Origin of the sequence: Cupriavidus sp. KB_39, assembly GCF_052114485.1 — a bacterium.
Taxonomy (GTDB): domain Bacteria; phylum Pseudomonadota; class Gammaproteobacteria; order Burkholderiales; family Burkholderiaceae; genus Cupriavidus.
Window position 1 is genome coordinate 106935 of sequence record NZ_JBFREV010000013.1, and the last position, 26220, is coordinate 133154.

The 26220-nt window shown below is 66.8% G+C and carries 24 protein-coding genes; 15 read left to right on the plus strand and 9 right to left on the minus strand.

Translation table 11 applies throughout. From position 1 onward, the window contains the following. Nucleotides 1–10: 10 nt before the first annotated feature. The gene (locus AB4Z27_RS12540; RefSeq protein WP_092293775.1) at nucleotides 11–1513 is read right to left on the minus strand and encodes a sigma-54 interaction domain-containing protein; all 1503 of its coding nucleotides are present in this window, start codon (nucleotides 1511–1513) and stop codon (nucleotides 11–13) included. 257 nt (nucleotides 1514–1770) lie between these two features. Between AB4Z27_RS12540 and AB4Z27_RS12545 the strand changes: the two genes are divergently transcribed. The 3 genes from AB4Z27_RS12545 to AB4Z27_RS12555 all read left to right on the plus strand — a co-directional run bounded on the left by AB4Z27_RS12545 (nucleotide 1771) and on the right by AB4Z27_RS12555 (nucleotide 4463). After that, nucleotides 1771–3162, plus strand: a complete 1392-nt coding sequence (locus AB4Z27_RS12545) for a GntP family permease (RefSeq protein WP_441644558.1) — start codon at nucleotides 1771–1773, stop codon at nucleotides 3160–3162. Between the two features lie 22 nt (nucleotides 3163–3184). Beyond that, nucleotides 3185–3961, plus strand: a complete 777-nt coding sequence (locus AB4Z27_RS12550; RefSeq protein WP_177219906.1) for a 3-hydroxybutyrate dehydrogenase — start codon at nucleotides 3185–3187, stop codon at nucleotides 3959–3961. Nucleotides 3962–4151: 190 nt separating this feature from the next. Further along, on the plus strand, nucleotides 4152–4463 hold the full coding sequence (locus AB4Z27_RS12555) for a hypothetical protein (RefSeq protein ID WP_092293769.1): 312 nt from the start codon (nucleotides 4152–4154) through the stop codon (nucleotides 4461–4463). 69 nt (nucleotides 4464–4532) lie between these two features. Here AB4Z27_RS12555 and AB4Z27_RS12560 read toward each other — a convergent pair whose 3' ends face one another. Then, nucleotides 4533–5582: a phytoene/squalene synthase family protein gene (locus AB4Z27_RS12560; RefSeq protein ID WP_092293767.1), complete on the minus strand. Its 1050-nt coding sequence runs from the start codon at nucleotides 5580–5582 to the stop codon at nucleotides 4533–4535. A gap of 281 nt (nucleotides 5583–5863) precedes the next feature. Between AB4Z27_RS12560 and AB4Z27_RS12565 the strand changes: the two genes are divergently transcribed. The 3 genes from AB4Z27_RS12565 to AB4Z27_RS12575 all read left to right on the plus strand — a co-directional run bounded on the left by AB4Z27_RS12565 (nucleotide 5864) and on the right by AB4Z27_RS12575 (nucleotide 9291). Beyond that, on the plus strand, nucleotides 5864–6097 hold the full coding sequence (locus AB4Z27_RS12565) for a CDP-diacylglycerol pyrophosphatase (RefSeq protein ID WP_092293765.1): 234 nt from the start codon (nucleotides 5864–5866) through the stop codon (nucleotides 6095–6097). Between the two features lie 153 nt (nucleotides 6098–6250). Then, nucleotides 6251–7513, plus strand: a complete 1263-nt coding sequence (locus tag AB4Z27_RS12570; RefSeq protein ID WP_441644559.1) for an MFS transporter — start codon at nucleotides 6251–6253, stop codon at nucleotides 7511–7513. A gap of 236 nt (nucleotides 7514–7749) precedes the next feature. After that, complete coding sequence (locus AB4Z27_RS12575) at nucleotides 7750–9291, plus strand: methyl-accepting chemotaxis protein (RefSeq protein ID WP_092293761.1); 1542 nt, start codon at nucleotides 7750–7752, stop codon at nucleotides 9289–9291. A 36-nt stretch (nucleotides 9292–9327) separates the two neighbouring features. Here AB4Z27_RS12575 and cyoD read toward each other — a convergent pair whose 3' ends face one another. From cyoD to cyoA, 4 genes are all read right to left on the minus strand, one after another. Beyond that, on the minus strand, nucleotides 9328–9759 hold the full coding sequence (cyoD, locus tag AB4Z27_RS12580) for a cytochrome o ubiquinol oxidase subunit IV (protein WP_092293760.1): 432 nt from the start codon (nucleotides 9757–9759) through the stop codon (nucleotides 9328–9330). Beyond that, nucleotides 9756–10415 carry a cytochrome o ubiquinol oxidase subunit III gene (gene cyoC, locus AB4Z27_RS12585; RefSeq protein WP_092293758.1) on the minus strand — a complete coding sequence of 220 codons (660 nt, stop codon included), beginning with the start codon at nucleotides 10413–10415 and terminating at the stop codon, nucleotides 9756–9758. Before cyoC ends, cyoD begins: the two co-directional genes overlap by 4 nt. Then, nucleotides 10408–12411, minus strand: a complete 2004-nt coding sequence (gene cyoB, locus AB4Z27_RS12590) for a cytochrome o ubiquinol oxidase subunit I (protein WP_092293756.1) — start codon at nucleotides 12409–12411, stop codon at nucleotides 10408–10410. The genes cyoC and cyoB overlap by 8 nt, the downstream gene beginning before the upstream one ends. Before the next feature lie 67 nt (nucleotides 12412–12478). Beyond that, the gene (gene cyoA / locus AB4Z27_RS12595; protein ID WP_092293754.1) at nucleotides 12479–13540 is read right to left on the minus strand and encodes a ubiquinol oxidase subunit II; all 1062 of its coding nucleotides are present in this window, start codon (nucleotides 13538–13540) and stop codon (nucleotides 12479–12481) included. 149 nt (nucleotides 13541–13689) lie between these two features. On the opposite strand from cyoA, the gene AB4Z27_RS12600 reads away from it, so the two are divergent. The 5 genes from AB4Z27_RS12600 (at nucleotide 13690) to AB4Z27_RS12620 (ending at nucleotide 18940) form a co-directional block, all read left to right on the plus strand. After that, a complete protein-coding gene (locus tag AB4Z27_RS12600; RefSeq protein ID WP_092293752.1) occupies nucleotides 13690–15012 on the plus strand; it encodes an MFS transporter in 1323 nt (440 codons plus the stop codon). Between the two features lie 126 nt (nucleotides 15013–15138). Beyond that, nucleotides 15139–15759 carry a hypothetical protein gene (locus AB4Z27_RS12605; protein ID WP_092293750.1) on the plus strand — a complete coding sequence of 207 codons (621 nt, stop codon included), beginning with the start codon at nucleotides 15139–15141 and terminating at the stop codon, nucleotides 15757–15759. 66 nt (nucleotides 15760–15825) lie between these two features. After that, the gene (locus tag AB4Z27_RS12610; RefSeq protein WP_092293748.1) at nucleotides 15826–16734 is read left to right on the plus strand and encodes a LysR family transcriptional regulator; all 909 of its coding nucleotides are present in this window, start codon (nucleotides 15826–15828) and stop codon (nucleotides 16732–16734) included. Nucleotides 16735–16867: 133 nt separating this feature from the next. Beyond that, nucleotides 16868–17632: a substrate-binding periplasmic protein gene (locus AB4Z27_RS12615; protein ID WP_177219896.1), complete on the plus strand. Its 765-nt coding sequence runs from the start codon at nucleotides 16868–16870 to the stop codon at nucleotides 17630–17632. A 33-nt stretch (nucleotides 17633–17665) separates the two neighbouring features. Beyond that, nucleotides 17666–18940, plus strand: a complete 1275-nt coding sequence (locus AB4Z27_RS12620) for a GGDEF domain-containing protein (RefSeq protein WP_092293744.1) — start codon at nucleotides 17666–17668, stop codon at nucleotides 18938–18940. Nucleotides 18941–18965: 25 nt separating this feature from the next. Here AB4Z27_RS12620 and AB4Z27_RS12625 read toward each other — a convergent pair whose 3' ends face one another. Further along, a complete protein-coding gene (locus AB4Z27_RS12625; RefSeq protein ID WP_092293742.1) occupies nucleotides 18966–19862 on the minus strand; it encodes a LysR family transcriptional regulator ArgP in 897 nt (298 codons plus the stop codon). Between the two features lie 73 nt (nucleotides 19863–19935). Between AB4Z27_RS12625 and AB4Z27_RS12630 the strand changes: the two genes are divergently transcribed. Further along, on the plus strand, nucleotides 19936–20592 hold the full coding sequence (locus tag AB4Z27_RS12630; RefSeq protein WP_092293740.1) for a LysE/ArgO family amino acid transporter: 657 nt from the start codon (nucleotides 19936–19938) through the stop codon (nucleotides 20590–20592). 27 nt (nucleotides 20593–20619) lie between these two features. On the opposite strand, the gene AB4Z27_RS12635 is transcribed toward AB4Z27_RS12630, so the two are convergent. Next, nucleotides 20620–22044, minus strand: a complete 1425-nt coding sequence (locus AB4Z27_RS12635) for an aldehyde dehydrogenase family protein (protein WP_092293738.1) — start codon at nucleotides 22042–22044, stop codon at nucleotides 20620–20622. 133 nt (nucleotides 22045–22177) lie between these two features. On the opposite strand from AB4Z27_RS12635, the gene AB4Z27_RS12640 reads away from it, so the two are divergent. Beyond that, nucleotides 22178–23059, plus strand: a complete 882-nt coding sequence (locus AB4Z27_RS12640; RefSeq protein ID WP_092293736.1) for a LysR family transcriptional regulator — start codon at nucleotides 22178–22180, stop codon at nucleotides 23057–23059. A 133-nt stretch (nucleotides 23060–23192) separates the two neighbouring features. Beyond that, nucleotides 23193–24371 carry a diguanylate cyclase domain-containing protein gene (locus AB4Z27_RS12645; RefSeq protein WP_441644560.1) on the plus strand — a complete coding sequence of 393 codons (1179 nt, stop codon included), beginning with the start codon at nucleotides 23193–23195 and terminating at the stop codon, nucleotides 24369–24371. A gap of 8 nt (nucleotides 24372–24379) precedes the next feature. Here the strand turns inward: AB4Z27_RS12645 and AB4Z27_RS12650 are convergent, their stop codons facing one another. Further along, entirely contained in the window at nucleotides 24380–25327 is a 948-nt protein-coding gene (locus AB4Z27_RS12650; RefSeq protein WP_369823409.1) for a hypothetical protein, read from the minus strand. A gap of 266 nt (nucleotides 25328–25593) precedes the next feature. Here AB4Z27_RS12650 and AB4Z27_RS12655 point away from each other — a divergent pair, with 266 nt between their 5' ends. After that, a complete protein-coding gene (locus AB4Z27_RS12655) occupies nucleotides 25594–26187 on the plus strand; it encodes a cytochrome P460 family protein (protein WP_218158026.1) in 594 nt (197 codons plus the stop codon). Nucleotides 26188–26220: the final 33 nt, after the last annotated feature.

Here is a 26220-nt window from a genome sequence, read left to right on the forward strand (position 1 = left end):
GGTCGCCTGATCAGGTCACCGAAGCCGGCTTCAGCGCCGCGAGCTTCTTGTAGAACGCGGCGCGGCTGATGCCGATCCGCGTGGCGGCGTCGGCCACCCGGCCGCCGCAGGCGTCCAGCGCCTGTTGCAGGAAGGCGGCCTCGAAGCCGGCCATCGCCGCCGCGTAGGTTTGCGGCGGGGGTTCGGGTGCCGTCGGCACAACCGTCGTCACCTTCGCCGGCGCGACGGGGGCTTCCAGGCTCGCTGGTACGCTTGACGGCAGGGTCGCCGGCAAGCGGCGGTCCAGCAGCGGGGCGAGAGTGGTCGCGTCGATCGAATCCTCGTCGCACAGCATCACGACACGCTCCAGCACGTTGTGCAACTCGCGCACGTTGCCGGGCCAGTCATATTCCCCAAGCAGTTGCAACGCGTCCTGGCGCAGCCCGGGCGGGTTGCGATCGGCCTTGATGCACAGTTCCTCGATGATCGCGTTGGCCAGCAGCAGCAGGTCGGCCCGCCGCTCGCGCAGTGGCGGCAGTTCGATCGTCAGGACGTTGAGCCGGTAGTAGAGATCGGCGCGGAACTTGCCCGCCGCGACCAGCGCCGGCAGGTCGGCCGACGTGGCCGCGATGATCCGCACATCGGCGCGCACGATGCGGTTGGAGCCGAGCGGCTCGAATTCCTTGTCCTGCAACGCCCGGAGCAGCTTGCTCTGGAGCATCAGCGGCATGTCCCCCACCTCGTCGAGCAGCAGCGTGCCGCCGTCCGCCAGTTCGAACTTGCCGATGCGGCCCTTGCGGTCCACGCCCGTGTAGGCGCCCGGCGCCGCGCCGAAGAACTCGACCTCCAGCAGCGTCTCGGGAATGGCCGCCACGTTCACGGTGACAAGAGGCTGCTCGGCGCGCGTAGAGCCGGCGTGGATACCATGCGCGAGCAACTCCTTGCCAGTGCCCGTCTCGCCAAGCAGCAGCACCGGCGACTCCACGCGCGCCGCGCGCCGGGCCTGGCGCTTGACCTCCTGCGCCGCCGGGCTGGTGCCGATGAAGCTGGCGAAGGTGTACTTCGCGCGGCGGGCCTGGTCGAGCGAGCGGCGCGCTGCGGCCAGCTCGGCCTGTACGCGCGAGTAGTGCGCGAACAGCGGCGTCAGCGACTTCAGTTCGTCGAACAGCGCGAAGCCCACCGCGCCGATCGTGCGCCCATCGTCGTCCTTGATCGGCAGGCGCGTGACGATCATCGTGTCGCTGTCCGTCTCCAGGATGTCGAGCAGGATCGGCTTGCCGGTGGTCACCACCTCGCGCATCAGGCTGTTGGGAATCACCTGCTCGCAGTCGCGGCCGATGGCCTCCTGCGGGTTCGAAAACCCGAAGCGCGCCGCGTAGCGCTTGTTGATCCAGACCACGCGCGCGTGGTCGTCCACGACGAACGTGCCTTCGCTGAAATTCTCGAACGTGCGGAACAGCGAGGCCATGGCGCGACGCGCCACGTAGTCGTAGTCCAGCAGCAGGGCACCGCCCGGCTCCGCTATTTTCTGCATGCTGCCGATCTCGTTGTCTCGATGGGGAGACGGCGAGTGTCTCACAAGCGAGATTTGCATGCGTCGATAGCAGGTTTGAATCCATGAATCGAGACAAAAACGTATATAAGTGATGCATTCGCCTCGTATGGCGTATGGCACACATCCTGCGAACTCAAGCCGCCCCCGATGCCTGACAAGCCAGGGGCAATCCGCGCGCGACGGCTCTTCCATGGCCGCTCAGCAGCGTCGGTTCAAGAACAAATTCTGGAGACCTCATGTCTTTTGTCGTAGTGATCGCCGCCCTGGCGTTCCTGATGTTTGCCGCCTATCGCGGCTACAGCGTCATCCTGTTTGCACCCCTGGCGGCGCTTGGCGCCGTACTGTTGACCGATCCGTCCGCCGTGGCGCCGGTGTTCACGGGCATCTTCATGGAGAAGATGGTCGGGTTCGTGAAGCTCTATTTCCCGGTGTTCCTGCTCGGCGCGGTGTTCGGCAAGGTGATCGAACTGTCCGGCTTTTCCGAGTCCATCGTCGCCGCGGCCATCCGCTATATCGGGCGCTCGCGGGCCAATGCAGTGATCGTGGCGGTCTGCGCGTTGCTGACCTATGGCGGCGTGTCGCTGTTCGTGGTGGTCTTCGCCGTCTACCCGTTCGCGGCCGAACTCTATCGCCAGAGCAACATCCCCAAGCGGCTGATGCCGGGGGCGATCGCGCTGGGCGCGTTCTCGTTCACGATGGATTCGCTGCCGGGCACGCCGCAGATCCAGAACATCATCCCGTCGAACTTCTTCAACACCACGGCGTGGGCCGCCCCGATCCTCGGCGTGATCGGCTCGCTGTTCATCATCGCGGTGGGCCTGAGCTACCTCGAGTGGCGCCGCCGTTCGGCTGCTGCGCGGGGGGAGGGCTACGGCACCAACCTGCTCAACGAGCCGCAGCGCGTGCAAGGCGGCAAGCTGCCGCCGCCGCTGCTGGCCATCCTGCCGCTGCTCGTGGTGGGCGTGTCGAATTTCTGGCTGACGCGGATGATCCCGCTCTGGTATGGGCCGGCCAACAGCGTGTCGCTGCCGGGCCTGGCCAAGCCGATCGAGACCAAGGTGGCGAGCGTCACGGCCATCTGGGCGGTCGAGGGCGCGCTGCTGCTGGGCATCGTGGTGGTGCTCGTCACCGCGTTCGGCGCCGTGCGGGAGCGTTTTGCCGAAGGCACCAAGGGCGCCGTCGGGGGCGCGCTGCTGGCATCGATGAACACGGCATCGGAGTACGGCTTCGGCGGTGTGATCGCCGCGCTGCCGGGTTTCCTCGTGGTTAGCGATGCGCTGCGCAGCATTCCCAACCCGCTGGTCAACGCGGCCATCTCGGTCAGCACACTGGCCGGTATCACCGGCTCGGCCTCGGGCGGCATGAGCATCGCGCTGGCTGCAATGTCCGACGCCTTCATCCATGGTGCGCAGGCCGCCCAGATTCCGCTGGAAGTGCTGCACCGCGTGGTGTCGATGGCCAGCGGCGGCATGGACACGCTGCCGCACAACGGCGCCGTGATCACGCTGCTGGCGGTTACGGGCCTCACGCACCGCGAGTCGTACCGCGATATCTTCGCCATCACCGTGATCAAGACGCTGGCGGTGTTCTTCGTCATCGCGGTGTACTACATGACCGGCCTGGTCTGAGCGAGGCGCGATCATGAACAATCTGACCCATTTGCAAGGCAAGACCGCCCTGGTGACCGGCTCGACGAGCGGCATCGGGCTGGGCATTGCACAGGCGCTGGCCGAGGCTGGCGCCAATATCGTCCTGAACGGTTTCGGCGATGTGGACGCCGCGCTGGCCAGCCTCGCGGCAACCGGCGTGCAGGCCATCCACCATCCGGCCGACATGCGCAAGCCCGACGAGATCGCGGCGATGGTGGCCGCGGCGGAGGCGCGCTTTGGCGGCGTGGATGTGCTGGTGAACAACGCTGGCATCCAGCACGTGGCACCAGTGGAGGCGTTCCCGGCGGAGAAGTGGGACGACATCCTCGCCATCAACCTGACCTCCAGCTTCCATACGATCCGCCACGCGCTGCCCGGCATGCGTGCACGGAACTGGGGTCGCATCGTCAATATCGCGTCCGTGCACGGGCTGGTGGGCTCGGCGGGCAAGTCGGCCTACGTGGCGGCCAAGCACGGGCTGGTGGGCCTGACCAAGGTCACCGCGCTCGAGACGGCCGGTACCGGCGTCACGTGCAATGCGATCTGCCCGGGCTTCGTGCTGACGCCGCTGGTGGCGCAGCAGATCGCGGACATCGCGGCGCGGGATGGCATCTCGGCCGAGGCGGCGCAGGCCCGGCTGCTGGCGGACAAGCAGCCGTCCGGGCAGTTCGTCACGCCGCGCCAGTTGGGCGGGATCGTGACGATGCTGTGCTCGCCGCTGGGCGACGAAGTGCGTGGCGCCGCCTGGGCGGCGGACGGCGGCTGGACTGCCCAATAAGGGGGCAAAAAGCGGTCAAAAAGCGGGCGGCGGTGGCCGTGAGGGCGCTCGCGCCCTTGCTGCGCCGCGCCAGTGCTTTACAACAATTCACGTGCGAATGCCATGGCGCTTTGGCGTCCATCGGGATAGGCTTAACCTTGGCACGTGCGTCCTGGACGCGCGATCTTCCACATTCCGTCAGGAGGCATCGATGAAGTCGATCACCATGGTATTGGCCATTGCAACGTTGGTTCCGGGCGTCGTGCTCGCGGCAGGTCCGGCGAATCCCGCCGATCGCTACGACTACAATATGCGGACCACGAACAAGGACGGCTATGTGCCGGATCCGGCTCGTGCCACCAACAAGGATGGCTACGTACCTGATACCGCGCGCGCTGGCGACAAGTTCGATCCGTACACCCAGGGTGCCAAGAGCACGGGGTCGGCGCTGACCGACACCAAGAGCACCACGAAGAAGTCCACCAAGGCGCCCAAGAAGGCGCCGGCCGAAGCCGCGAAGTAACGGCTTGCACGTCAGATGAAAACGGCCCGCCGAGTGCGGGCCGTTTGTTTTTTGGCGGGACGTCGACCCTCAGGCCAGACGAGCCTCGATGCGCGAGACCAGCCCTTCCATCCAGCCCCGCAGCGCAGTATCGATCATCACGCACGGAAGACTGCCCGCCAGCACCTGGTAGACCTTGCCGCGCGGGACTTTGGAGACGCGCGCCGGATCGAGCCAGGCGTCGTTGTCCACCAGCAACAGCAGCGTTTCCAGCCCGATCAGGATCGGCCAGATGCAGGCCAGCCGCAGCCGCACGGCCGTGCGCGGGATAGCCAGCGTGTAGGCGATGGCTTCGCGGAAATGGTCGAGTGCCACGCGCACGCCCTCCGCCAGCATCGGCCGGGCACGGCGGCTGTTGGCCGGGTCCAGCAGATCCGCCGACGACAGCCCGTGCCGGTCCAGCAACTCAGTCGGCAGGTAGCAGCGCCCGATGCGCAGGTCCTTGCCGCAGTCGCGCAGCACGTTGACCATCTGCAGCGCCTTGCCGAAGCGCACGCCCCGGCGCAGCATCAGTTCGGCCGGCGCCTGCAGCGTGCCCGGCTGATGCCGGTAGGTCATCGTGGTCCAGAACTCGCCCACGCAGCCGGCCACCAGATAGGTATACCGGTCGAGATCGGTCATGGTGGCCAGTGCCGCGACCTGCCGGGAGCCTTCGTCCGGGAAGGTGCGCAGGTCGAATTCCATGCCTTCGGTCAGCGTGGTCACGATGCCGCGCACGGCGGTGCGGTCGGCCTCGGGCAACTGGTCGAGCACGTCTAGCGCCGGGCCGATCGACTCCAGCAGCACCTTTTCGTCCGACAGGCTTTGCTGGCTGGCGACCTCGGCGGCCAGCCGGCGGACCAGTTCGCCCCCGTCATCGGCACCGTTCACGCGGGCGCGCAGCCCCAGCAGCAGGTCCAGCCGCTGCGGCGGGGGAATCAGCGCGGTATCGGCGATGGTGTCCGCCGCGCGGGCCAGCAGGTAGGCGAGCCCCACGGGGTCGCGCATGCCGGCGGGCAGGATGCGCAGCGTCAGGTAGAACGAGCGGGACACCCCCTTCAGCAGCGGGCCGAGCAGGAAAACCCGGTCAGGAATTGGCATAAAACGGCATAAAGCGGTGGAGGCGGGATGAGCGGGCCGAATGGGCCCGGATGCGGCGCAGGCGCATTGTAGCCGCCCGGGCCACACCAGGATGGCGTCGGCGTGGCGCGCGCACCACGTCAACACGGCGCCACACCACCCGCAAAGCCAGCGCCGGCGCGGCAGTCCCCACCAATGGGGCGTGCACCATACATGTGCGCGTGGCTGTCATCACGTGGTCATGGCAATGTCACGCCGATCCGCGCATAATTTTCGGCATCTGGGCTCTAGGAACTGCGTTGATGCAAGTCACGATTCGAACCACGACGATTCCCGGATCGCCCGACAGGGCGGCGGTGCACCGGGCGGCCGTCTACCCTAACACCGAGGAAGACGCCTCGCCGCTGATGGTCAGCGCCTGGACACAACGTGAGCCGGAAGCCTTTCTGGCCGCGCAACGCTGGGCGATCAGCCAGGCGTACCATATCTCCAATCCGCGCACGGGAACGTTCTACGGCGGCCGCTCGGCCCGCTGATGTCCAGGGCGCCGAGGCCTTAGGCTGCTCTCCAGGTTTCGCCAGGCGGAATGGCGTGCCGTAGTTCGCACGATTTATTGCATTCCTGCGAATACCGAGCGAACCGCGCGCGTAAAATGGCCGGCTGCCCCCCGACAGCCACGAGTCATCGCGTTGCATCGCCCTCATATTTCGACTTTCCCCGAGGAAAGCCCCAGCACGACCCCCGACGCCACGACCCGGCGCGGCATCACGTTTCTCACGTTCGCCTTCATCCTGAGCCAGTTCTATCGCAGCTGCCTCGCGGTGATCGCGCCTGAACTCCAGCACGACTTCCAACTGTCGCCCGCGGGCTACGGGGCCCTGTCGTCGTGCTTTTTCCTGGCTTTCGCGGTGGCGCAGATTCCGGTCGGGCTGGCGTTCGACCGTTTCGGCGTGGGCCGCCCCACGGCGTGGCTGCTCGGCGTGGGCGCGGTGTCCGGCGTCGCGTTCGCGGCGGCGCCCAACGCCACGGTCGCCATGCTCGCCCAGATGGGCCTCGGTCTGGCCTGCGCGCCGGTCTTCATGGGGTTGCTCCACTACGCGTCCGAGCAACTCTCGGAAAAACAGTACATGCGCGTGGTCAGCCGATCCAACGCGCTGGGGATGGTTGGCGCGTTGTGCGCCACGGCCCCGCTGGGCTGGGCCTCGCAGCATGTGGGCTGGCGGCCGGCGATGGGGCTCTCGGCCATTTGCATGGCGGCCGTCTGCTACGGCGTCTGGCGCGTGGTGCGCGACGAAGGCCACGCCGAGGCACGCAATGTGCCGATGGGCGCGATGCTGACCGATAGCGCGCGGCTGCTCGGCATGGGCTCGCTGTGGCTGCTGATTCCGATGTGCGTGGCGATGGCCGCCGGCACGGCGTTCCGGAATGCCTGGAGCGGGCCGTATCTGGCCGATGTCTACCATCTCAACGCGGGCACGCGCGGCGTGGCGCTGACGCTGTTGAGCCTGGCGGGCTTCCTGACCGCCTTCCTGCTGCCGGTGCTGGTGCGCGGCACGTCCCTGAAGGCGACCATCTTCGGCTGGGGCGCCCTGTCGATGGTGGGCGGGCTGCTGCTGTGGGCCTGGCCGGACAGCGGGATCGTGTCCGGCGTGGGCCTGATGGCGCTGGTGTCGACCATCGGCATGTTGCATCCGCTGGTCATGGCCCAGGGCCGCGCGCTGATTCCGGCGCCGTCGCGCGGGCGCGGGCTGGGCGTGCTCAATACCTTTGTCTTCCTTGGTTCCGCGCTGACCTCTTGGGGCTTCGGGCTGATCGCCAATGTCGGCCACACGCGCCAATGGGCGGAAGGCGATACCTACGGCGCGATTTTTCTCACGGCGGCCGTACTGGTAGCGCTGGCGCTGGTGCCGTACGCCTTCAGCCGGACCTCGGTCGCGGCCCAGCCGCGCTAGAACCCGACAGGACCGCGCTGCGTTCCGCGATGTGGGATGTCCTCTGCCCACGGGCGGGCAACGTCCGCAATGCGCGTTTTCCCTGAGAAATTTCTCAAGCTTCTGCTACCCGATGCCGTTAAGCCATCCAATGTCCGGTCGTGCGTTCATTCGCGCGACGGGGCACCGGAGAGAGAGCGGCCGGGCGCCATGCGGGCGCGCACGGTCACCCACCAGTGTGCAATCAGGTAGAAGAAATGAAGAATCTTGGTATTGGTGTTCGCCTTGGCATTGGCTTTGGCGTGGTCTTGATGCTATCCACCCTCATGACCGTGGTGGGCGTGCTGCGCCTCCAGGAAGTGGCCGGCCGCACGCACGAAATGATGCAGCAGCCGCTGGCCAAGGAACGGCTGGTCAGTGACTGGTACCGGCTGATGTACGCGAGCGTGCGCCGCACGACCGCCGTGGCGCGTAGCGCCGACCCCTCGCTCGGCACCTTCTTCGCGGCCGAGACCAAGTATTCGGTCGAGGCGATCGCCAAGCTGCGCGAGAAGCTCGACCCGGTCATGACGTCCGAGGCCGAGAAGGCGGCGTTCCAGCGCATTCTTGTTGTGCGCAACCCGTACAACGACTCGCGCGACAAGATCACCAAGCTCAAGAAGGACGGGCAGACCGACGAGGCGAACAAGGTCCTCGAGACCGAATTCGTGCCGGCCGGCGATGCCTACCTGGGTGAGATTCAGAAGTTGCTGGACATCCAGCGCGCGGCCATCGACAGCACGGCCGAGGAAATCAACGGCATCTACCGCAGCGCGCGTAACGGCCTGATCACGCTGGGCGTGGTGGCGCTGGGTATTGGCGTGGCGTTTGCGTGGTGGCTGACCATCGGCATCACGCGCCCGCTGCACCGTGCGGTGGGCTTTGCGCGCACCGTGGCGGCGGGCGACCTGACCAGCCAGATCGAGGTGGATAGCCACGACGAGACCGGCCAGCTGCTCGAAGCGCTGCGCGAGATGAACGACAACATCCTCGGCATCGTCACCGAAGTGCGCTACGGCACCGAGGCGATTGCCACGGGCACGAGCCAGATCGCGGCCGGCAACACGGACCTCTCGCAGCGTACCGAAGAGCAGGCGTCGTCGCTGCAGGAAACGGCCTCCAGCATGGAGGAGCTGACCAGCATCGTCCGCCAGAACGCCGACAGCGCCAAGCAGGCCAGCGCGCTGGCCGTGAATGCGTCGGAAGTGGCGACGCAGGGTGGCGACGTGGTGGGGCAGGTGGTCCACACGATGGACGAGATCAACGTGTCCTCGCGCAAGGTGGTGGACATCATCTCGGTTATCGAGGGCATCGCCTTCCAGACCAACATCCTGGCGCTGAACGCGGCCGTGGAAGCGGCCCGTGCCGGCGAGCAGGGCCGCGGCTTCGCGGTGGTGGCGGGCGAGGTGCGCAGCCTGGCGCAGCGTTCGGCCACGGCGGCCAAGGAAATCAAGTCGCTGATCGGGGATTCGGCGGATCGTGTGGAGCGCGGCTCGCAACTGGTGGCGCGCGCCGGCGAGACCATGGAGCAGATCGTCAGCGCCGTGAAGCGCGTGACGGACATCATGGGGGAAATCAGCGCGGCCTCGGCCGAGCAGAGCGCCGGTATCGAGCAGGTGAACCTCGCGGTCACGCAGATGGACACCGTGACGCAGCAGAACGCGGCGCTGGTGGAGCAGGCCGCTGCGGCGGCGGGCTCGCTCGAAGAGCAGGCCCAGCGCCTGAAGGAAGCCGTGTCTACCTTCCGCCTGGCCGCCTAAGTGGACACCTGAGCGGCAGCAGGAGTATCAGAAGTATCAAGGGGCCTTGGGCGGCGTGATGCCGCCCGGGCCCGGCAGCTTCTCCGAATGCTGCATCGACGGCATCATATTGCTGTTCAGGTGGAACATCACCCAGAGCGAGCCGGTGAGCGTGATGACCACGAGCACCAGCGTGAAGATCAGGGACAGCATGTTCCAGCCGCCTTCCGAGTGCGCGTTCATGTGCAGGAAGAAAATCATGTGGACGACGATCTGCACTGCGCCGAGCAGCAGGATCACCACGGCCGTGGTCGAAGTCTTGTCGAACACATCGCCCATCACCAGCCAGAACGGAATCGCGGTCAGGAAGACCGACAGCACGAAGCCGGTCAGGTAGCCGCCCAGCGTGGCGTGCGGCCCGATCTCTTCTTCGTGACCATGACCATGCGCGTCCGCGTGGTCGCCGAGGGTGTTGTCGTGCACGCTCATTGCAGCGTTCCCATCAGGTAGACGAAGGTAAAGACGCCGATCCACACGACGTCCAGAAAGTGCCAGAACATCGACAGGCACATCAGCCGACGCTTGTTGGCGGTGATCAGCCCGTGCCGGCTGACCTGGAACATCAGCACGACCAGCCAGATGATGCCGAACGTCACGTGCAGCCCGTGCGTGCCGACCAGTGCGAAGAACGATGTCAGGAAAGCGCTGCGCTGTGGCCCCGCGCCTTCATGGATCAGGTGTGCGAACTCGTACAGCTCCACGAACAGGAAGGCCAGGCCGAACACGCCCGTGATGGCCAGCCAGATCAGCGTGCCGGCTTTGCGCCGCACCTGCATCTGCAGCATGGCGAAGCCGTAGGTGATCGACGACAGCAGCAGGAAGGTGGTGTTCAGGGCCACCAGCGGCAGCTCGAACAGCTCCGCCCCGGTGGGGCCGCCCGCGTATTCCCGCCCGAGCACGCCGTAGCAGGCGAACAGGCACGCGAAGACCAGGCAGTCGCTCATCAGGTAGAGCCAGAACCCGAGCAGGGTGCCGTTCTCCGCGTGGACCTCTTCCTTGACGTAGAACTGGTAGTTGTGGTCGAGCGGCGCGGCCGGGTGGGTGCCCGGGCCGCCGTGCGAGAGGGGCATCGTCGATTCAACCATGGGTCGCGAGCAGTTGGGTGCGCGTCGCTTCGGTCCGGACCACGTCATCGGCCGGAATGTAGTAATCGCGCTTGTAGTTGAAGGTATGGACGATGGCGGAGATGATCGTCGCCGCGAAGGACACCACCACGAGCCACCAGATGTGCCAGATCAGGGCGAAGCCGCACAGGGTGCTCAGGCCCGCCAGCACGATCCCGGCGGCGGTGTTCTTCGGCATGTGAATGGGGATGAAGCCCTGGTCGGGGCGCTGGTAGCCCAGCTGCTTCATCTGCCACCAGGCGTCGGCGTCGTGGACCATCGGCGTGAACGCGAAGTTGTACTGCGGCGGCGGCGACGAAGTGGACCATTCGAGCGTGCGGCCGTTCCACGGGTCGCCCGTGGTGTCGCGCAGCTGCTCGCGGCGCATGAAGCTGACCACCAGCTGGATGATGAAGCAGCCGATGCCGAGCGCGATCAGCAGCGCACCCAGCGCGGCGATCTGGAACCACGGCTGCAGCGACGGATCGTCGAAATGGTTCATGCGGCGCGTCACGCCGAGGAAGCCCAGCCAGTACAGCGGCATGAACGCCACGTAGAACCCGACCAGCCAGAACCAGAACGAGCACTTGCCCCAGAACGGGTCGAGCTTGTAGCCGAAGGCCTTCGGGAACCAGTAGGTGATGCCGGCCATCAGCCCGAACAGCACGCCGCCGATGATCACGTTGTGGAAGTGGGCAATCAGGAACAGGCTGTTGTGGAGCAGGAAGTCAGCGGGCGGCACCGCCAGCAGCACGCCGGTCATGCCGCCGATCACGAAGGTGACCATGAAGCCGACGGTCCACAGCATCGGCACCTCGAACTTGATGCGCCCGTGGTACATCGTGAACAGCCAGTTGAAGATCTTGGCGCCGGTTGGGATCGAGATGATCATCGTCGTGATCCCGAAGAACGAATTGACGCTGGCGCCTGATCCCATCGTGAAGAAGTGGTGCAGCCACACCAGGTAGGAGAGCACCGTGATCACCACCGTGGCGTACACCATCGACGCATAGCCGAACAGCCGCTTGCGCGCGAAGGTGGCTACCACCTCGGAATACACGCCGAACACGGGCAGGACCAGGATGTAGACCTCGGGGTGGCCCCAGATCCAGATCAGGTTCACGTACATCATGGCGCTGCCGCCCTGGTCCGCCGTGAAGAAGTTCGTGCCGACGTAGCGGTCCAGCGCCAGCATGGTGATGGCGGCGGTCAGCACGGGGAACGCGGCGATGATCAGCACGTTGGTGCACAGCGAGGTCCAGGTGAAGATCGGCATGCGCATCAGCGTCATGCCCGGCGCGCGCATCTTGACGATGGTGACGAGCAGGTTGATCCCCGATAACAATGTGCCGACCCCGGCCACCTCCAGGGACCATATGTAGTAGTCCACGCCCACGTCCGGACTGTGCAGGATGCCGGACAGCGGTGGATAGGCCAGCCAGCCGGTGCGCGCGAACTCGCCCACGAACAGCGACATCATCACCAGTATCGCGCCGCCCACGGTCATCCAGAAGCTGAAGTTGTTCAGGAACGGGAACGCCACGTCGCGCGCGCCGATCTGCAGCGGCACGACGAAGTTCATCAGCCCGGTGACCAGTGGCATCGCCACGAAGAAGATCATGATCACGCCGTGCGCGGTGAAGATCTGGTCGTAGTGGTGCGGGGGCAGGTAGCCGAGGTTGTCGCCGAATGCGACGGCCTGCTGGATGCGCATCATGATCGCGTCGGCAAAGCCGCGCAGCAGCATCACGATGCCCAGGATCACGTACATGATGCCGATCTTCTTGTGGTCGATGCTGGTGAACCACTCGCGCCACAGGTAGCCCCAGACCCGGTAGTAGGTCAGCGCGCCGACGAGGGCGAGGCCCCCGAGCGCCACCACGGCGAACGTCGCCAGCAGGATCGGTTCATGGAGCGGAATGGCCTCCCAGGAGAGGCGGCCAAAGATCGGCGAAGCGAGATCGGAACGCTCGGGCATGTTGTGTCACCTGGGCCAGCAGGCCGCTGAGTATTGGCGAAAGATTACGAGTCCGGCGGCGCTTCGTCTACCGCAGCAAGCGCCTGCCGTCGTTCAGCGCGGGTTCCGAGGCGAACATGGACGCCTCGCCCGCCGCGCCGCCAGCCGTATTGCCGGCCGTGCAGACATAGGTGGACGGGTCGAACTTGCCGCGGCTGCGGTCCAGCGCCATCGTGTCCGCCATGCAGGTTCCCCCTAGCACGCAGCGGTTCAGGATCTGCTTGTACAAATCGGGCTCGACGCTGGCATAGCGCTGCACCGGCACGCGCTCGCTCGGCTCGGCCAGCTTCACGTACGCATCCTTGGAGAGCGCGGTGCCGCCCGATTTCACCTGCTGCACCCATTTGTCGAAATCGCCGTCTGACAGCCCGTGGAACTTGAAGCGCATGTGCGAGAACCCTTCGCCGCTGTAGTTGCCCGAGAGTCCATCATAGACGCCGGCCTTGTTGATGACGGCGTGCAGCTTGGTCTCCATGCCGGGCATCGCATAGACCATGCCCGCCAGCGAGGGCACGAAGAACGTGTTCATCACCGAGGTGGCCGTGATCTTGAACGCGATGGGCCGGTCCACCGGCGCGGCCATCTCGTTGACCGTGGCGATGCCCTGCTCGGGGTAGAGGAACAGCCATTTCCAGTCCATCGCCACCACTTCCACGACCAGCGGCTTGGTGTCAGGCGTGACGGCGCGTTTGCCGTCGATGAAGGTGAGGGGGCGGTAGGGATCGAGCTGGTGGGTACTCACCCAGGTCACGGCGCCCAGCGCGATGATGATCAGCAGCGGCGCGGCCCAGATGGCCAGCTCCAGCACGGTGGAGTGGTCCCAGTCAGGGTTGTAGTGGGGATTGTTGGCGTTCTCCCGGTACCGCCAGGCGAACAGCAGCGTCAGGATGATCACCGGAACGATGATCAGCAGCATCAGCAGGGTGGCGATGATGATGAGGTCGCGCTGGCGCACGGCCAACTCGCCAGATGGCGAAAAAAGCACTGCGTTGCAACCGGCGAGCGCGGCCAGCAGGCCGAACGCACCAACACGCAAAAGCAGTCTTCCCGTCACTTTGAGCGGCCGAGCCGCAGAATCGAAGGGTCGCATGGTTGCGGAAGTGGCGTTTGAGGAACGTCGAGCGCCGCTCGACGCAATCATCTTTTCGATTTCCTATGGCAGTTTAGGCGCTATTCTTGTCAGTGGATGACTTTGAGTGCAGTTTGACATGCCTCTCGCTCGCGAAGGAGATCTCAAGGATGGCCAGCCTGACCCATCAGCACCGCGCGTCGCCGACTGCACCTCCGGCGGAAGGTCACCATCAGGTGGCGCCCGCCGAAATCGCCACCGGCGTCGTGATCGGCCGCGCGTCGGAGTACTTCGACTTCTTTGTCTACGGCATCGCCTCGGTGCTGGTCTTCCCATCGGTCTACTTCCCCTTCGCCAGTGAGCTGGCGGGGCTGCTCTACAGCTTCACGATCTTTTCCTTCGCGTTCATCGGGCGGCCGTTCGGCACGGCGCTGTTCATGCGCATTCAGCGCCGATGGGGGCGCGGCGTCAAGCTGACGGCCTCGCTGTTCCTGCTCGGCACGGCAACGGTGGGCATCGCCTTCCTGCCGTCCTATGCCACGCTCGGCAGCGCCGCCATCTACCTGCTCGCGTTTTTCCGCTTCCTGCAGGGCATTGCCTTCGGCGGCTCGTGGGATGGCCTGCCGTCGCTGCTGGCCATCAACTCGCCCCCGCACAAGCGGGGCTGGTACGCGATGGTGGGGCAACTGGGCGCGCCCACGGGCTTCATCATCGCCGGCGCGCTGTTCCTGTTCCTCTACGCGAGCCTGACACCAGCCGAATTCATCGACTGGGGCTGGCGCTATCCGTTCTTCGTGGCCTTCGCCATCAACGTGGTGGCGCTGTTCGCGCGGCTGCGGCTGGTGGTGACGCACGAGTACACGCAACTGCTCGACGAAGGCGAGCTGGAGCCGATCAGCACGTTGCAGATGGTGAACGCGCAAGGCTTCAACATCTTCCTCGGCGCCTTCGCGGCGTTGGCGAGCTACGCGCTGTTCCACCTGGTGACGGTGTTCCCGCTGTCCTGGGTGCTCCTGCACAAGGCGCAGGGCGTGACGGACATGCTGGCGATCCAGATCGTGGGCGGCTTCATCGCCTTCATCGGCACGCTGCTGTCGGGCTGGATCGCGGACCGTATCGGCCGCCGCACCACGCTGGCGGTGATGGCGGTGCTGATCGGCATCTTCAGCCTGTTCGCCCCATGGCTGCTCGACGGCGGGCAGACCGGGCAGGACGTGTTCATCCTGGTCGGGTTTGCGCTGCTGGGGCTGTCCTACGGGCAGGCGGCGGGCGTGGTGACGTCGAATTTCGATCGCCGCTACCGCTACACGGGCGCCGCACTGACCACGGACTTCGGCTGGCTGTTCGGCGCGGCCTTCGCGCCGCTGGTGGCGCTGGGCCTGTCGTCCCTGTTCGGGCTGGCGGCAGTGAGCCTGTACCTGCTGTCCGGTGCCGTCGGCACGCTCGTGGCGCTGCGGATCAACAAGGCGCTGGGCACGCACGACGAGGTGTAGCACCGATGGGGCACGACCTGCCCCATCGCCACCCGTTGCGCCACGCCGACACCCCACTAACCACTGAGGCGTGGCGGCCGGCGCGCTGATACCCTTCGGCTCGCGATCCATCCTCAGTCTCGTTCCATGTCTTCCAAGTCCCTGTGCGCAGTGTCCCTGGGCGCGCTGCTGTGCGCGCCTGCCCTGGCCGCCAACACTCAAGTCCTGCTGGAAACCCCCGTTACCTATGCGCCCGGCGCCGGCGTGGTCGACAAGGTCCGCGAGGAATGCCAGATCGAGTCGATGCTGGCCACGCGTGTGTCGGACGTCCTGCGCCGCCGCAACAAGGGCGGTGACGGCAAGCTGGCCGCCGGCGCGGAGGCCGGCGAGGCCCAGGTGATGCGGCTCCAGATCACGCACGTCCTGGGCGTGGGCGGCGGGGCCTGGACCGGCCCGAAGGCCATCACGGTGAATGCCGAGCTGATCGAAGGCGGCAAGGTGGCGCGCCACGTCAAGCTGAACCGCTGGTCCATCGGCGGATTCTGGGGCGGGTTCAAGGGCACCTGTTCGATCCTGAACCGCAGCGCGGTGGCGCTGGCCAAGGACCTGAACCGCTGGGCGCGCGATCCGTCCTACGTGCCGAAGGATGAGGTCGAGCCGCCGGCGCAGGCCGCCGAGGGACCGGCAGAAGGGCAGGCTGAGCCGGCAGCAGAAGTCCCGGCCGATGCCGCGGACGCGCCGCAGGCCAAGGGCACGGCGCTCGAATAGCGCGAGGCGGGCGGCGTATCATGGTGGCGTCATCGACCCCCTGACCCTCCCGTCGCCCCCGCCGCCATGCCCCTGCGCATCAGTGAAGAGATCACGTTCCGCAAGCTCGAGGCCCTGCTGGCCTTCATGGAGACCGGCAACCTGGCCAAGGCCGCGGAGGCGCTCGATATCAGCCCGGTAAGCGTGCACCGGGCGCTCCATTCGCTCGAGGACGGCATGCGCTGCGCGCTGTTCCGCCACGAGGGCCGCAACCTGTTGCCGACCGAGGCCGCGCACGTGCTGGCCGATGTGGCGCGAGATGTCCTCAAGACGATGTCCGACGGCATCCGCGTCACGCGCGAGGCCGCCGGCTACTCCGCCGACCAGCTCAAGATCGGCTCGCTCTATTCGCTGACCATCAAGACCGTGCCGCAGGTGGTCATCGGCATCAAGATGCGCCGCCCGGAGCTGCAGACCGAACTCGTGCTCGGCTCCAACGCCGACCTGCTCCAGAAGCTGCGCCAGGGCTCCATCGACGCCACGCTGATGGCCCTGCCCGAGCCCGACGCCGAAATCGAGTCGATTCCGATGTTCGAGGACGACATCTTCTTCGCCGCCCCGGCCGATTCCCACTACGCCACGCTGCCCGAGATCGACCTGCGGGTCTGCCGGGACGAGCCGTTCGTGTCGCTGGGCGAGGGCTTTGTGACATCGAGCGGCTTCATGGAGGCGTTCCGCATCGCAGATTTCACGCCCAACGTGGTGATGAAGGTCGGGGACATCTTCTCGCTGATGAACCTCGTGGGCGGCGGCATCGGTTATTCCCTGCTGCCCGGGCGCGTGCGGGACGTGTTCGCGAAGAACGTCGCCTTTGTCCCCCTGACCGCCGAATACGACATGAAGCAGTCCATCGGCCTGAGTTTCCTGCGCCGCCGGGAGCGCGATCCGAACCTGCTCGGCCTGGCCGCCGTGTGCCGGATGCTAATGAAAGCCTAGGGTTTCCGGGAGGCAATACCCCTTGTGAGGGGGCCGCACCGCCGTCAATAAATACGGGAGAATGCCGTTGTACTGGCGTGTCAATCCCTTGGTGCCCATGGAAATCATGCTGTCTGCGCGACGAATCGCCGTAATGGCGCCATTGGTGCTGGGGATCTGGCACGCGCAGGCCGCCGCCCAGGCCCGCGCCGCGCCGCCTGCAGCGCCCACCCAGGCGCAGACCACCATCGTCCTGTACTCGGAGGCCGGCCAGCGACCCCAGTCCTACGAGGAAAACGGGATTCCCAAGGGCGCCTATATCGACAACATCAATCGCGTCCTGAAGCGGATTCCCGAATTCAAGGTGCAGGTCCGCTTTGCCCCCTGGGCGCGGGTGGTGGAGGAGGCCCGGAACGGCAACAGCGCCGGCGTGCTCGGCGTCTATTACCGGCCCAGGGAGCGGCCGTTCCTGAATCACTCCAAGCCGTTCTATAGCGAGGAAGTGGCGGTGCACTGCAACCGCGATTCGATCGAGGGCCGCACCTTCCATCGCTATCCGGACGACTTCGCCGGGCTGAAGTTCGGCAACCAGCGCGGCTACCTCGCCCCCGGCCCGCGCTTTTTCCAGCTGGCGCGGGAGGGCAAGATCCAGCTCGTGGAGGGGCATGAGTTCCACGACCTGGTCAAGAAGATGCTGGTGCAGGAGATCGACTGCGTGGTGAATCCCACCGTGGTCATCAACGAGGCGCTGGTCACGCTGGAAGCGCAGGGCATTCCGGAGCGCATGCGCTACAAGTCCCGGCGGGCGATGACCATCAAGACCGAGACCGTGCACGTCGGATTCAGCAAGAAGTACGAGGAATCGCACCCGGAACTCGCCAGGTTCCGGCAATTGTTCGACCAGGCGGCGGACCAATAGCCCGCGCCGCGACCCCTCAGGATTGCGCATTCCATGCCACTGCTGCCACCGGTTCGTTCGATCCGGAACAGGATGATCGTGCTGTTCATCGTTGCCACCACGACAACGCTGGGCGCGTTCGCCATGCATCGGCAATGGCTGCTGCACCAGGACCTGGAGCAGCGCTTCGAGCGGACCCGTGGCGAGGTGTTGGACGGCCTCAAGCAGAGCCTGGCCGCGCCCACCTGGGCGCTGAACGTGGGGACCCTGCGCACGCAGCTGGAATCCACGCTGATCCATCCCGAGGTCACCGAGGCCTGCGTCTTCTCCCCGGACCGGGAGGAGGTGTACGCGGCGGTGCAGCGCACGGCCACCGCCGCCCCGGCCGGGCCATTCTGCGCGGCCAGCGGGCATGACGTGCTGGCGGAAGTCACGCTCTATCCCCCGGATGACATCGACGCCGAGCGGCGCAGCCAGGCCATCGGCACGGCCGTGGTCCGCTTCACGCGCGACACCATGCAGAAGACCCAGCGCGCGGCCATGATCCAGGGGATCACCGAGGTCGCCGTGATCGACGTAGCGCTGGTCATCCTGCTGACCTTCGGCCTGCGGATGGTGTTCCGGCCGCTCGAGCATCTGCGGGAGGCGCTGTTCGAACTGTCCTCCAGCCATGGCGACCATCTCGACGAACTTGCCCGGCTGGGTCGCACCGAGTTCGATAGCGTGATCGACGGCTTCAACTCGGTCCTGCGCCGGCTCCGGCTGATCATTGCCCTGCGCACGGAGGCGGAACTGGAATTGATGGAGAAAAACCGCCTGCTTGAGGCGCTCTCCAAGACCGACCAGCTCACCGGGGTGTTCAACCGGCGGCATCTCGACGATGCACTGGCCGGCGCGCTGGCGCGCAGCCGTGTCGAAGGCAAGCCGTTCTCGATCCTGCTGATCGACGTGGACCGCTTCAAGTCGGTCAACGACACCTACGGCCATCAGGTGGGCGACCGCGTGCTGGTCGAGATCGCCGACCTGATCATGGCGGTCAAGCGGCCGACGGACACCCTCGGGCGCTGGGGCGGCGAAGAATTCCTGCTGATCTGCGCCGATACTGCCCTGCAGGACGCCGTGTACTTCGCCCACCGGCTGCGTAATGCGCTGGCCGAGCAGGACTTCGCGGTGACGGGCCGGATGACCGCGAGCCTGGGCGTGGCCTGCGTGCAGCCGGGCGACACCATCCACGGCATGATCGCCCGCGCCGACACGGCCCTGTACCGCAGCAAGGAGCGCGGCCGGAATCGGGTCGAGTTCGCCGACGATGGCGTGACCACGCCGTAACAGCGGAAAGCCGCCGCCGGGCCGGTCAGGGCGGTAACAGACCGGTCCGGGCGGCGGCCATCACTTCCCGGCTCAGGCCGTCGATCAAGGCCGATGCCGCGCGGGCGTAGTGCCAGTGCAGGGGCACGTCCAGCGGGGTGTCTGGCACGAGTTCGACCAGCGCGCCGTCTGCGAGATGTTGGGCGATCAGGCTCTGCGGATGCAGGCCCCAGCCCATGCCGGCCACGGCCGCCGTGACAAACGCCTGCGATGAGGGCAGCGTGTGCCGGGGCAGTTCCACATGCCGATGGCACAGGCGCCGCACCCAGGTCGCCTGCAACGCATCCTTGTTGTTGAACACCAGACTCGGCGCCGCCGCCAGACTGCCGGCACCCACGCCGGCGGCGAAATGGCGTTGCACGAAGGCCGGGCTGGCAGCCGCCAGATAGCGCATGGCGCCCAGCGGACGGCTTTCGCAGCCAGCGGCAGGGCGGGCGGCGGCGGTCACGGCAGCCAGCACGGCGCCGCTGCGCAGCCATTCGGTGGTGTGGTCCTGATCGTCCACCGCCACCTCCATCAGGACGGGATGTTGCGCGGCAAACGTCGCAATCGCCGGCGCGGCCCACGTCGCCAGACTGTCGGCATTGATCGCGACGGGCAGCGCCACCCGCGCCAACCCCTCCGCCGCAAGTGACGGCAACGTCCCCTGCAATTCATGTTCGAGCATCCGCACGCGGTCCACGTGCTGGCACAGCCGGCGCCCGGTTTCCGTGGCCCGGCAGGGCTGGTCGCGGATCACCAGCGCGCAGCCCACGCGCTCCTCCAGCAGGCGAATGCGTTGGGAAATGGCCGATGGGGTCACGTGCAGCGCGCGGGCCGCACGCTCGAAGCTGCCTTCGCGGACCACGGCGGCCAAGGCGGACAGGGCGGCGTAATCGAGCATGAGATTAGTGAAACTACATCGAATGAAGAAAAGATAGTTTGTCTACATACTCCAGAGCAGGCAAGCTGCGCGCATGATTTCCGCACTGCCCACTCCTTCGCTCCCTTTATCCGTCGCCCTGCAGGGCCTGGCCCTGAGCTTCGGCCTGATCGTCGCCATCGGCGCGCAGAACGCGTTCGTGCTGCGTCAGGGCCTGCGCCGGGAGCATGTGGGCAGCGTGGTCCTGCTCTGCGCGGTGGCGGATGCCTTGCTGATTGCCGCCGGCGTCATGGGCATGGCCCAGGCGCTGGGCGAGCGCCCGGGCCTTGCGCGCTTACTGGCGCTGGCCGGCGCGATCTTTCTGGCCGTCTATGGCTGGCGGGCGCTGCGGCGCGCGGGGCAGGCGCAGCGGCTGCAGGCGTCGGAGGGGGAGAAGGGTGCGAAGAGTCTTAGCCGAGGCGCGATCCTGGCGCAGGCGGCGGCCTTCACGCTGCTCAATCCGCATGTCTATTTAGATACCGTGCTGCTGGTGGGCAGCATCGGCGCCCAGCAGCCGGCCGCGCTACGTGGCTGGTTCGTGGCGGGCGCCAGTTCCGCCAGCCTGTGCTGGTTCGGGCTGCTCGGGTTTGGCGCGCGCTTTCTCGCCCCGTGGTTCGCCCGGCCGAAGGCCTGGCGCGTGCTCGACGGGCTGGTCGGTATCACCATGTTCGTTCTGTCGGCGCTGCTGGTGCGCCATGCCTGGGCGGGCTGAGACCGGCCGCCCCGACAGCGCCCCTTATTACACCGGCACGTTCAGCACCGCCTTGGTCTCCAGGAACGCTTCCAGCCCATAGACGCCGTACTCGCGCCCAATGCCCGACTGCTTCAGGCCGCCGAACGGCGCCGCCGGGTCGTGGGCGAGCGTGTTGACGAGGACCCGCCCGGCCTCGATGCGCGATGCCACCGCGTGCGCCCGCTGGACATCCGCCGACAGCACGTAGGCCTGCAAGCCGTAGCTGGTGTCGTTGGCGATGGCGATGGCCTCCTCCTCGTCCCGGTAGGTAATGATCGACAGTACCGGTCCGAAGATCTCCTCGCGCGCAATCGTCATGTCGTTGGTCACATCGCTGAAGACGGTCGGGCGCACGAACCAGCCCGCGTCGAGCCCTTCCGGCCGGCCTTCGCCGCCCGCCACCAGCCGCGCGCCTTCGTCAATGCCGATGCGGATATAGCGCTGCACGCGCTCCCACTGCTTCTGGCTGACCATCGGCCCGACCGTCGTCTGCGGATCGCGCGGATCGCCGGCTTGCGTGGCCGCCACGATGTCGCGCACGTGCGCCTCGAACTCGGCAAGCCGGTGTTCCGGCACCAGAATCCGCGTGCCGGCGATGCACGCCTGCCCGCTGTTCATAAAGCCGGCGTCCATGGCCATCGGCACGGCTTCGTCGAAGTTCGCATCGTCGAGCACGACCACGGGCGACTTGCCACCCAACTCCAGCGTCACCCGCTTCAGCGTGTCCGCCGCCACACGCAGGATGGTCTTGCCGACCGCCGTGGAGCCCGTGAACGACACCTTGGTCACATCGGGATGCGTGCTGATCTCGGCGCCGACCACATCGCCGCGCCCTGTGACGATATTGAACACGCCGGGCGGCACGTCCGCTGCGTGCAGCGCCTCGGTGACGATGCGGGTCTGCATCGCGCTCATCTCGCTCGGCTTGATGACGGCGGTGCAGCCGGCGGCCACGGCGGCAGCCAGCTTGCCGCAGATAAAGCCCGCGTCGCTGTTCCACGGCGTGATCAGCCCGGCCACGCCCATCGGCTGCATCACCACCTCGGCGCCGCCCACGCGGCGCGTGAACGTGTACTGCTCGAGCACATTGGCCGCGTCGATCAGCACGTTGCTCGCATGCCGGGCCATCCAGCGGCCCCGGGACACCGGCGCGCCGTACTCCTCGGTGATTGCCTCGTACAGTTCGTCTTCCTTCGCCAGCACGGCGGCGTGCATGCGCTTCAGCAGGTCCACGCGCGCGCGCTGGCTGGTGCGGGAGAAGGCCGGGAACGCCCGTTTGGCGGCGGCGATGGCGTCCCGGGCGTCCTGCGCGTCGGCCAGGCGCACCTGGCCGATCACCTGTTCGGTGGCGGGATTGAACAGGTCGAACATCTCGTCGCCGTGCGGGGTGACGAAGGCACCGTCGATATAAATCTTGTCGATGATCTGCATGGTGGGTCTCCGGGGTAGCGGAAAAGCATCTTAAGCAAAGCGCGAAAAACGCGGGCTGAAGCACAAGATAGCTCTGCGCCATTGTGTTGACTAGCCATACAATGCGGGATGTGATGATGAAGAAATCAGGATAATGAAATCCTCTGGCCTCGGTGAACTGGAGGCGGTGCTGGCGGTGGCGCGGCATCGCAGCTTTCGGGCGGCAGCGGCGGAGCTGGGCGTCTCCACGTCCGCGCTCAGCCACGCGGTGGCGGCGCTGGAGTCGCGCATCGGCGTGCGGCTGTTCCATCGCACCACCCGCAGCGTGTCGCTGACGGCGGCCGGCGCGCAGTTCGTGGACAGCATCGCGCCGGCGCTGTCCACGATCCGGGGCGCGATCGAGCAGGCGGGGAGCCTGCGCGACACCGTGTCGGGCCAGTTGCGCATCAACACCTCGGCGGGCGCCGCGCGGCAGGTGATGCCGCTGTTCATCGCCTTCCTGCAGCGCTATCCGGCCATGACGCTCGATATCGTCACGGAAGGGCGGCTGATCGACATCGTCGCCGACGGCTTCGATGCCGGCATCCGCCTCGCCGAAACCCTGCCGCAGGACATGATCGCCGTGCCCTTCGGCGATACCCAGCGCTTCGCCGTGGTCGGCAGCCCGGACTACTTCGCCCGGCACAAGCCGCCGCGCACGCCCGCCGACCTGCACGCGCACGCCTGCATCCGCACGCGCATGCCGAGCGGGGCGATCTACCAGTGGGAATTCGCGCGGCATGGCGAGGCGGTGCGCGTCGACGTCAAAGGCGCGCTGACCCTCGACGAGCCCGGCCTGACGCAGCAGGCCGCCCGCGCCGGGCTGGGGCTGGCCTACCTGAGCGAGTGGAACGTGGCCGCCGACCTGCAGGCCGGCACGCTGGTGCGCGTGCTGGAAGGCTGGACGCCGCCGCTCGATGGCCTGTGCCTGTACTACCCGGGCCGCCGCCACGTGCCGGCCGGCCTGCGCGCGCTCATCGACCTGATCCGCGAGTAGGCACCGCACAGGCACCGAACAGGCACCGAATAGACACCAATCACCGGCGTATCAAGCACCATCCCGCGGGCGGGTTTCCACGTAAAATTCGGCAGCCGGCGCGATGCGTCGGCGCAATGTCTTTACATTTGGGATGTACGTAGACCTCCTCACCCTTTATCTCCTCGCCATCGGGACGCTTCTGGCCAGTGCCGGCATGACGTTCTGGGAGCATCGGACCAATCCCCGCCGCAGCCGCACGCTGCGGATTCTCGCGGCCGGTTTCACGACGCTCGCCATCGGCTGCGCGCTGGTGCTGGTCCGGCGCAGCGTGCCCGGGGCGATGGGCTCCGCCGTCAGCAATCTCGTCATCCTTACCGGGTACCTGCTGGTCCTCGGCGGCATCGCTTCGCTGAGCGGGCGGCAGTATCGCGCGGCGTCGGTGGGGATACTGATCGTGGACGCGCTGGTGTGGGCCGGCTGGGGCGCGCAGCGGCTGGACCTCATGTGGAACTACGTCAGCGCCCTGCCGATCGCGCTGATCAGCGCCATGACAGCGCGCGAGATGCTGCGTTGCGAGGCGATGAAGGCGCTCCGTTCGCGCCACATCATCGTGGTCGTGGCGGGCATCCATGCCGTGGTCTATTTCGCGCGGGCCCTGATCCTGCCGTGGCTGGTTTCTGCCTACGGGCCGGCGATGCAGGCCGCCGCCAGCAAGCTCACGGTCTACGAAGGGGTGCTGTACTCGGTCCTCCTGCCGATGGCGCTGCTCAAGCTGATCCGTGACGAGGCCCACGGCCAGCTCCTGCAGGAAGCCCAGACCGACTACCTGACCCGGCTGGGCAACCGCCGCTGGTTCTTCGAGCAGGGCGCCCGCCTCTTCGGTGGCGAAGGGAGCCGGCCGGTGGCCGTGCTGGCGTTCGACCTCGACCGCTTCAAGGCCGTCAACGACGTGTACGGTCACCAGACTGGCGACCAGGTGCTGAAGTCGTTCGCGGAAATCGCCCGGCGTGTGCTGGGGCCGCACGCGCTGCTCGGGCGCATCGGCGGCGAGGAGTTCGCCGCCCTGCTGGCCGGCGACGACGCGCGCCGCGCCCGGGCGCTCGGCGAGGCCGTGGCCACGCGCTTCGCCGACACCATCCCGCACCAGATCCACGGCCTCGGTCTCGGCATTCCGGCCACGGTCAGCATCGGGCTGGCCCACTTCGAGACCGAGGTGCCGCCGCTGGCCGACGCGCTGGCCGCCGCCGACCAGGCGCTGTATCGCGCCAAATCGCTCGGCGGCAACCGGCTCGAAGTGGCGCGGACCGCCGAGGGCTCCGCCGTGCGCTGAGCCGGGCCCTAGAAGCTGGCCGCCAGCCCGAACGACAGGCCGTGCACGTTGTTGCCGAAGACGTAGCGGAACACGCCCCGGATGCGGGTGACGAATACTTCATGTGCGCTGGTGTCGAGTTCCAGCCCGGTGCCGACCGTGGTGAGCTGGCTGAAGCCCAGCGCGCCGGCCTGATTGCCGAAGTAGTGCGAGTGGGACAGTTCGAGCACATAGCGCACCGGCCGGTCCAGCGCACGCAGGCCGGTGGGCGCGCGCCAGCGGGCGTAGAGGCTGGCGGTCTGGGCGGCGGCGGAGGCGTTCATGCCCCCCGTGGTGCCAAAGCTGCGCAGGTAGATGTTGGTGTAGCGCAGCTCCACATCGACATCGCGCTCGTTGCGGTGGCTTTCCCAGTCCAGCATCACCGACCCGCCCAGCCCGTAGGCGTTCATGGCGCCGTTGTCCAGGAAGGCGATCTCCTGGTCGGTCACATGTTCCACCGCGAACTTGGCGACGGAGAGGTCGCTGGCCACGCGGCCGATCGAGGCATTGAAGATCGGCCGGAACACCAGTTCCTTGCTGTCGATGAGCGGGAAATCCCAGCCGACGCCGACCGTGCCCGCGAAGGTATTCCACTTGGTCGGCAGCTTGCGGGTCTCCTGGCCGTTGGAGGCCACGAAGGTCGGGTCGTAGCGGTTGTAGGCAATCGACCCCTCCAGGTAGAGCGGGAACGACTGGCTCAAGGTGAAACCGCCGCCGAGCTGCCAGAGCGTCAGGGCGGGGTTGTCGGTGCTGGTGTTGCTGATGGAGAGCGAACTGGAGGCGAGGTCAGGCACCACGGCGAACGACATCAGCGTCAGCACCGCATTGGCCTGCTTCTGGACGTTGGCGCCCACGATGCCGAACGTGGGGCCGGTCTGGGCGTGGGCCGGCGCCGGGGCGAGGCCCACCATCCCCATCATCGCCAACATCACCAACATCACCACACATCGCGCGGAATTCAGGATGCCATGGGCGCGCATCGCCTACCTCTTCCTGGCCGGATTCAAGGACGCGGTCATGATCGCCGCAACGCCCAGTCGGCGGAAGTAAAACTTCTTGCGCGGCCGTTAAGAAAGTTCGGTGCTTGATGTGGCGCAAACGGCGCGACGCTGCGCAACGTTCATTCCGGACAAATCCGACCGCCTGTTCAATGCCGCGCGGCGGATTGGCGTGACGATGGCGCCTGCACACTGGAGGACAAACCATGAAAAAAATCGTAGGGATGGCGCTGGCCGTGACGGCGTTGGCTGGCGCGGGCGTTGGGCTGGCGGAGACGGCGAAGGAAGCCGCCGGGAAAGACAGCATGCAGGCGGCCAAGCCGGTCGCCAAGATAGCCAATCAGGACCTCAGCAAGGTAGCCGTGCCGGACAAGATCCCGCCCGGCTACCGCGCGTGGACGCTGATCTCGGTGGCCCGCGAGGAAGGCGCCACCGACGACCTGCGCGCCATCCTCGGCAACGAGGCGGCGGTCGTGGCCCTGCGCAGCGGCAAGTACCCGCTGCCCGACGGCGCCATCATCGCCCGGCTCGCCTGGAGCTACGACGCGCTGGCGGAGAGCGCGGAAGCCTTCGGCAAGGCCCAGTCCCACGTGGCCGGGCACCCGAAGAACGGCCTCCAGTTCATGGTGCGGGATTCGACCAAGTACGCCGCCACCGGCGGCTGGGGCTACGTGCAGTTCGATGACGGCAAGCCCTCGGACGCCACCAAGCAACAGGCCTGCTTCGCCTGCCACACGGTCGTCAAGAACCGCGACTATGTGTTCAACCGCTTCGCCCCGGATCCGCCTAACAGCAACTAGCCGAGCCCGGACAGAGGGAAGTGGCGGTCCCGT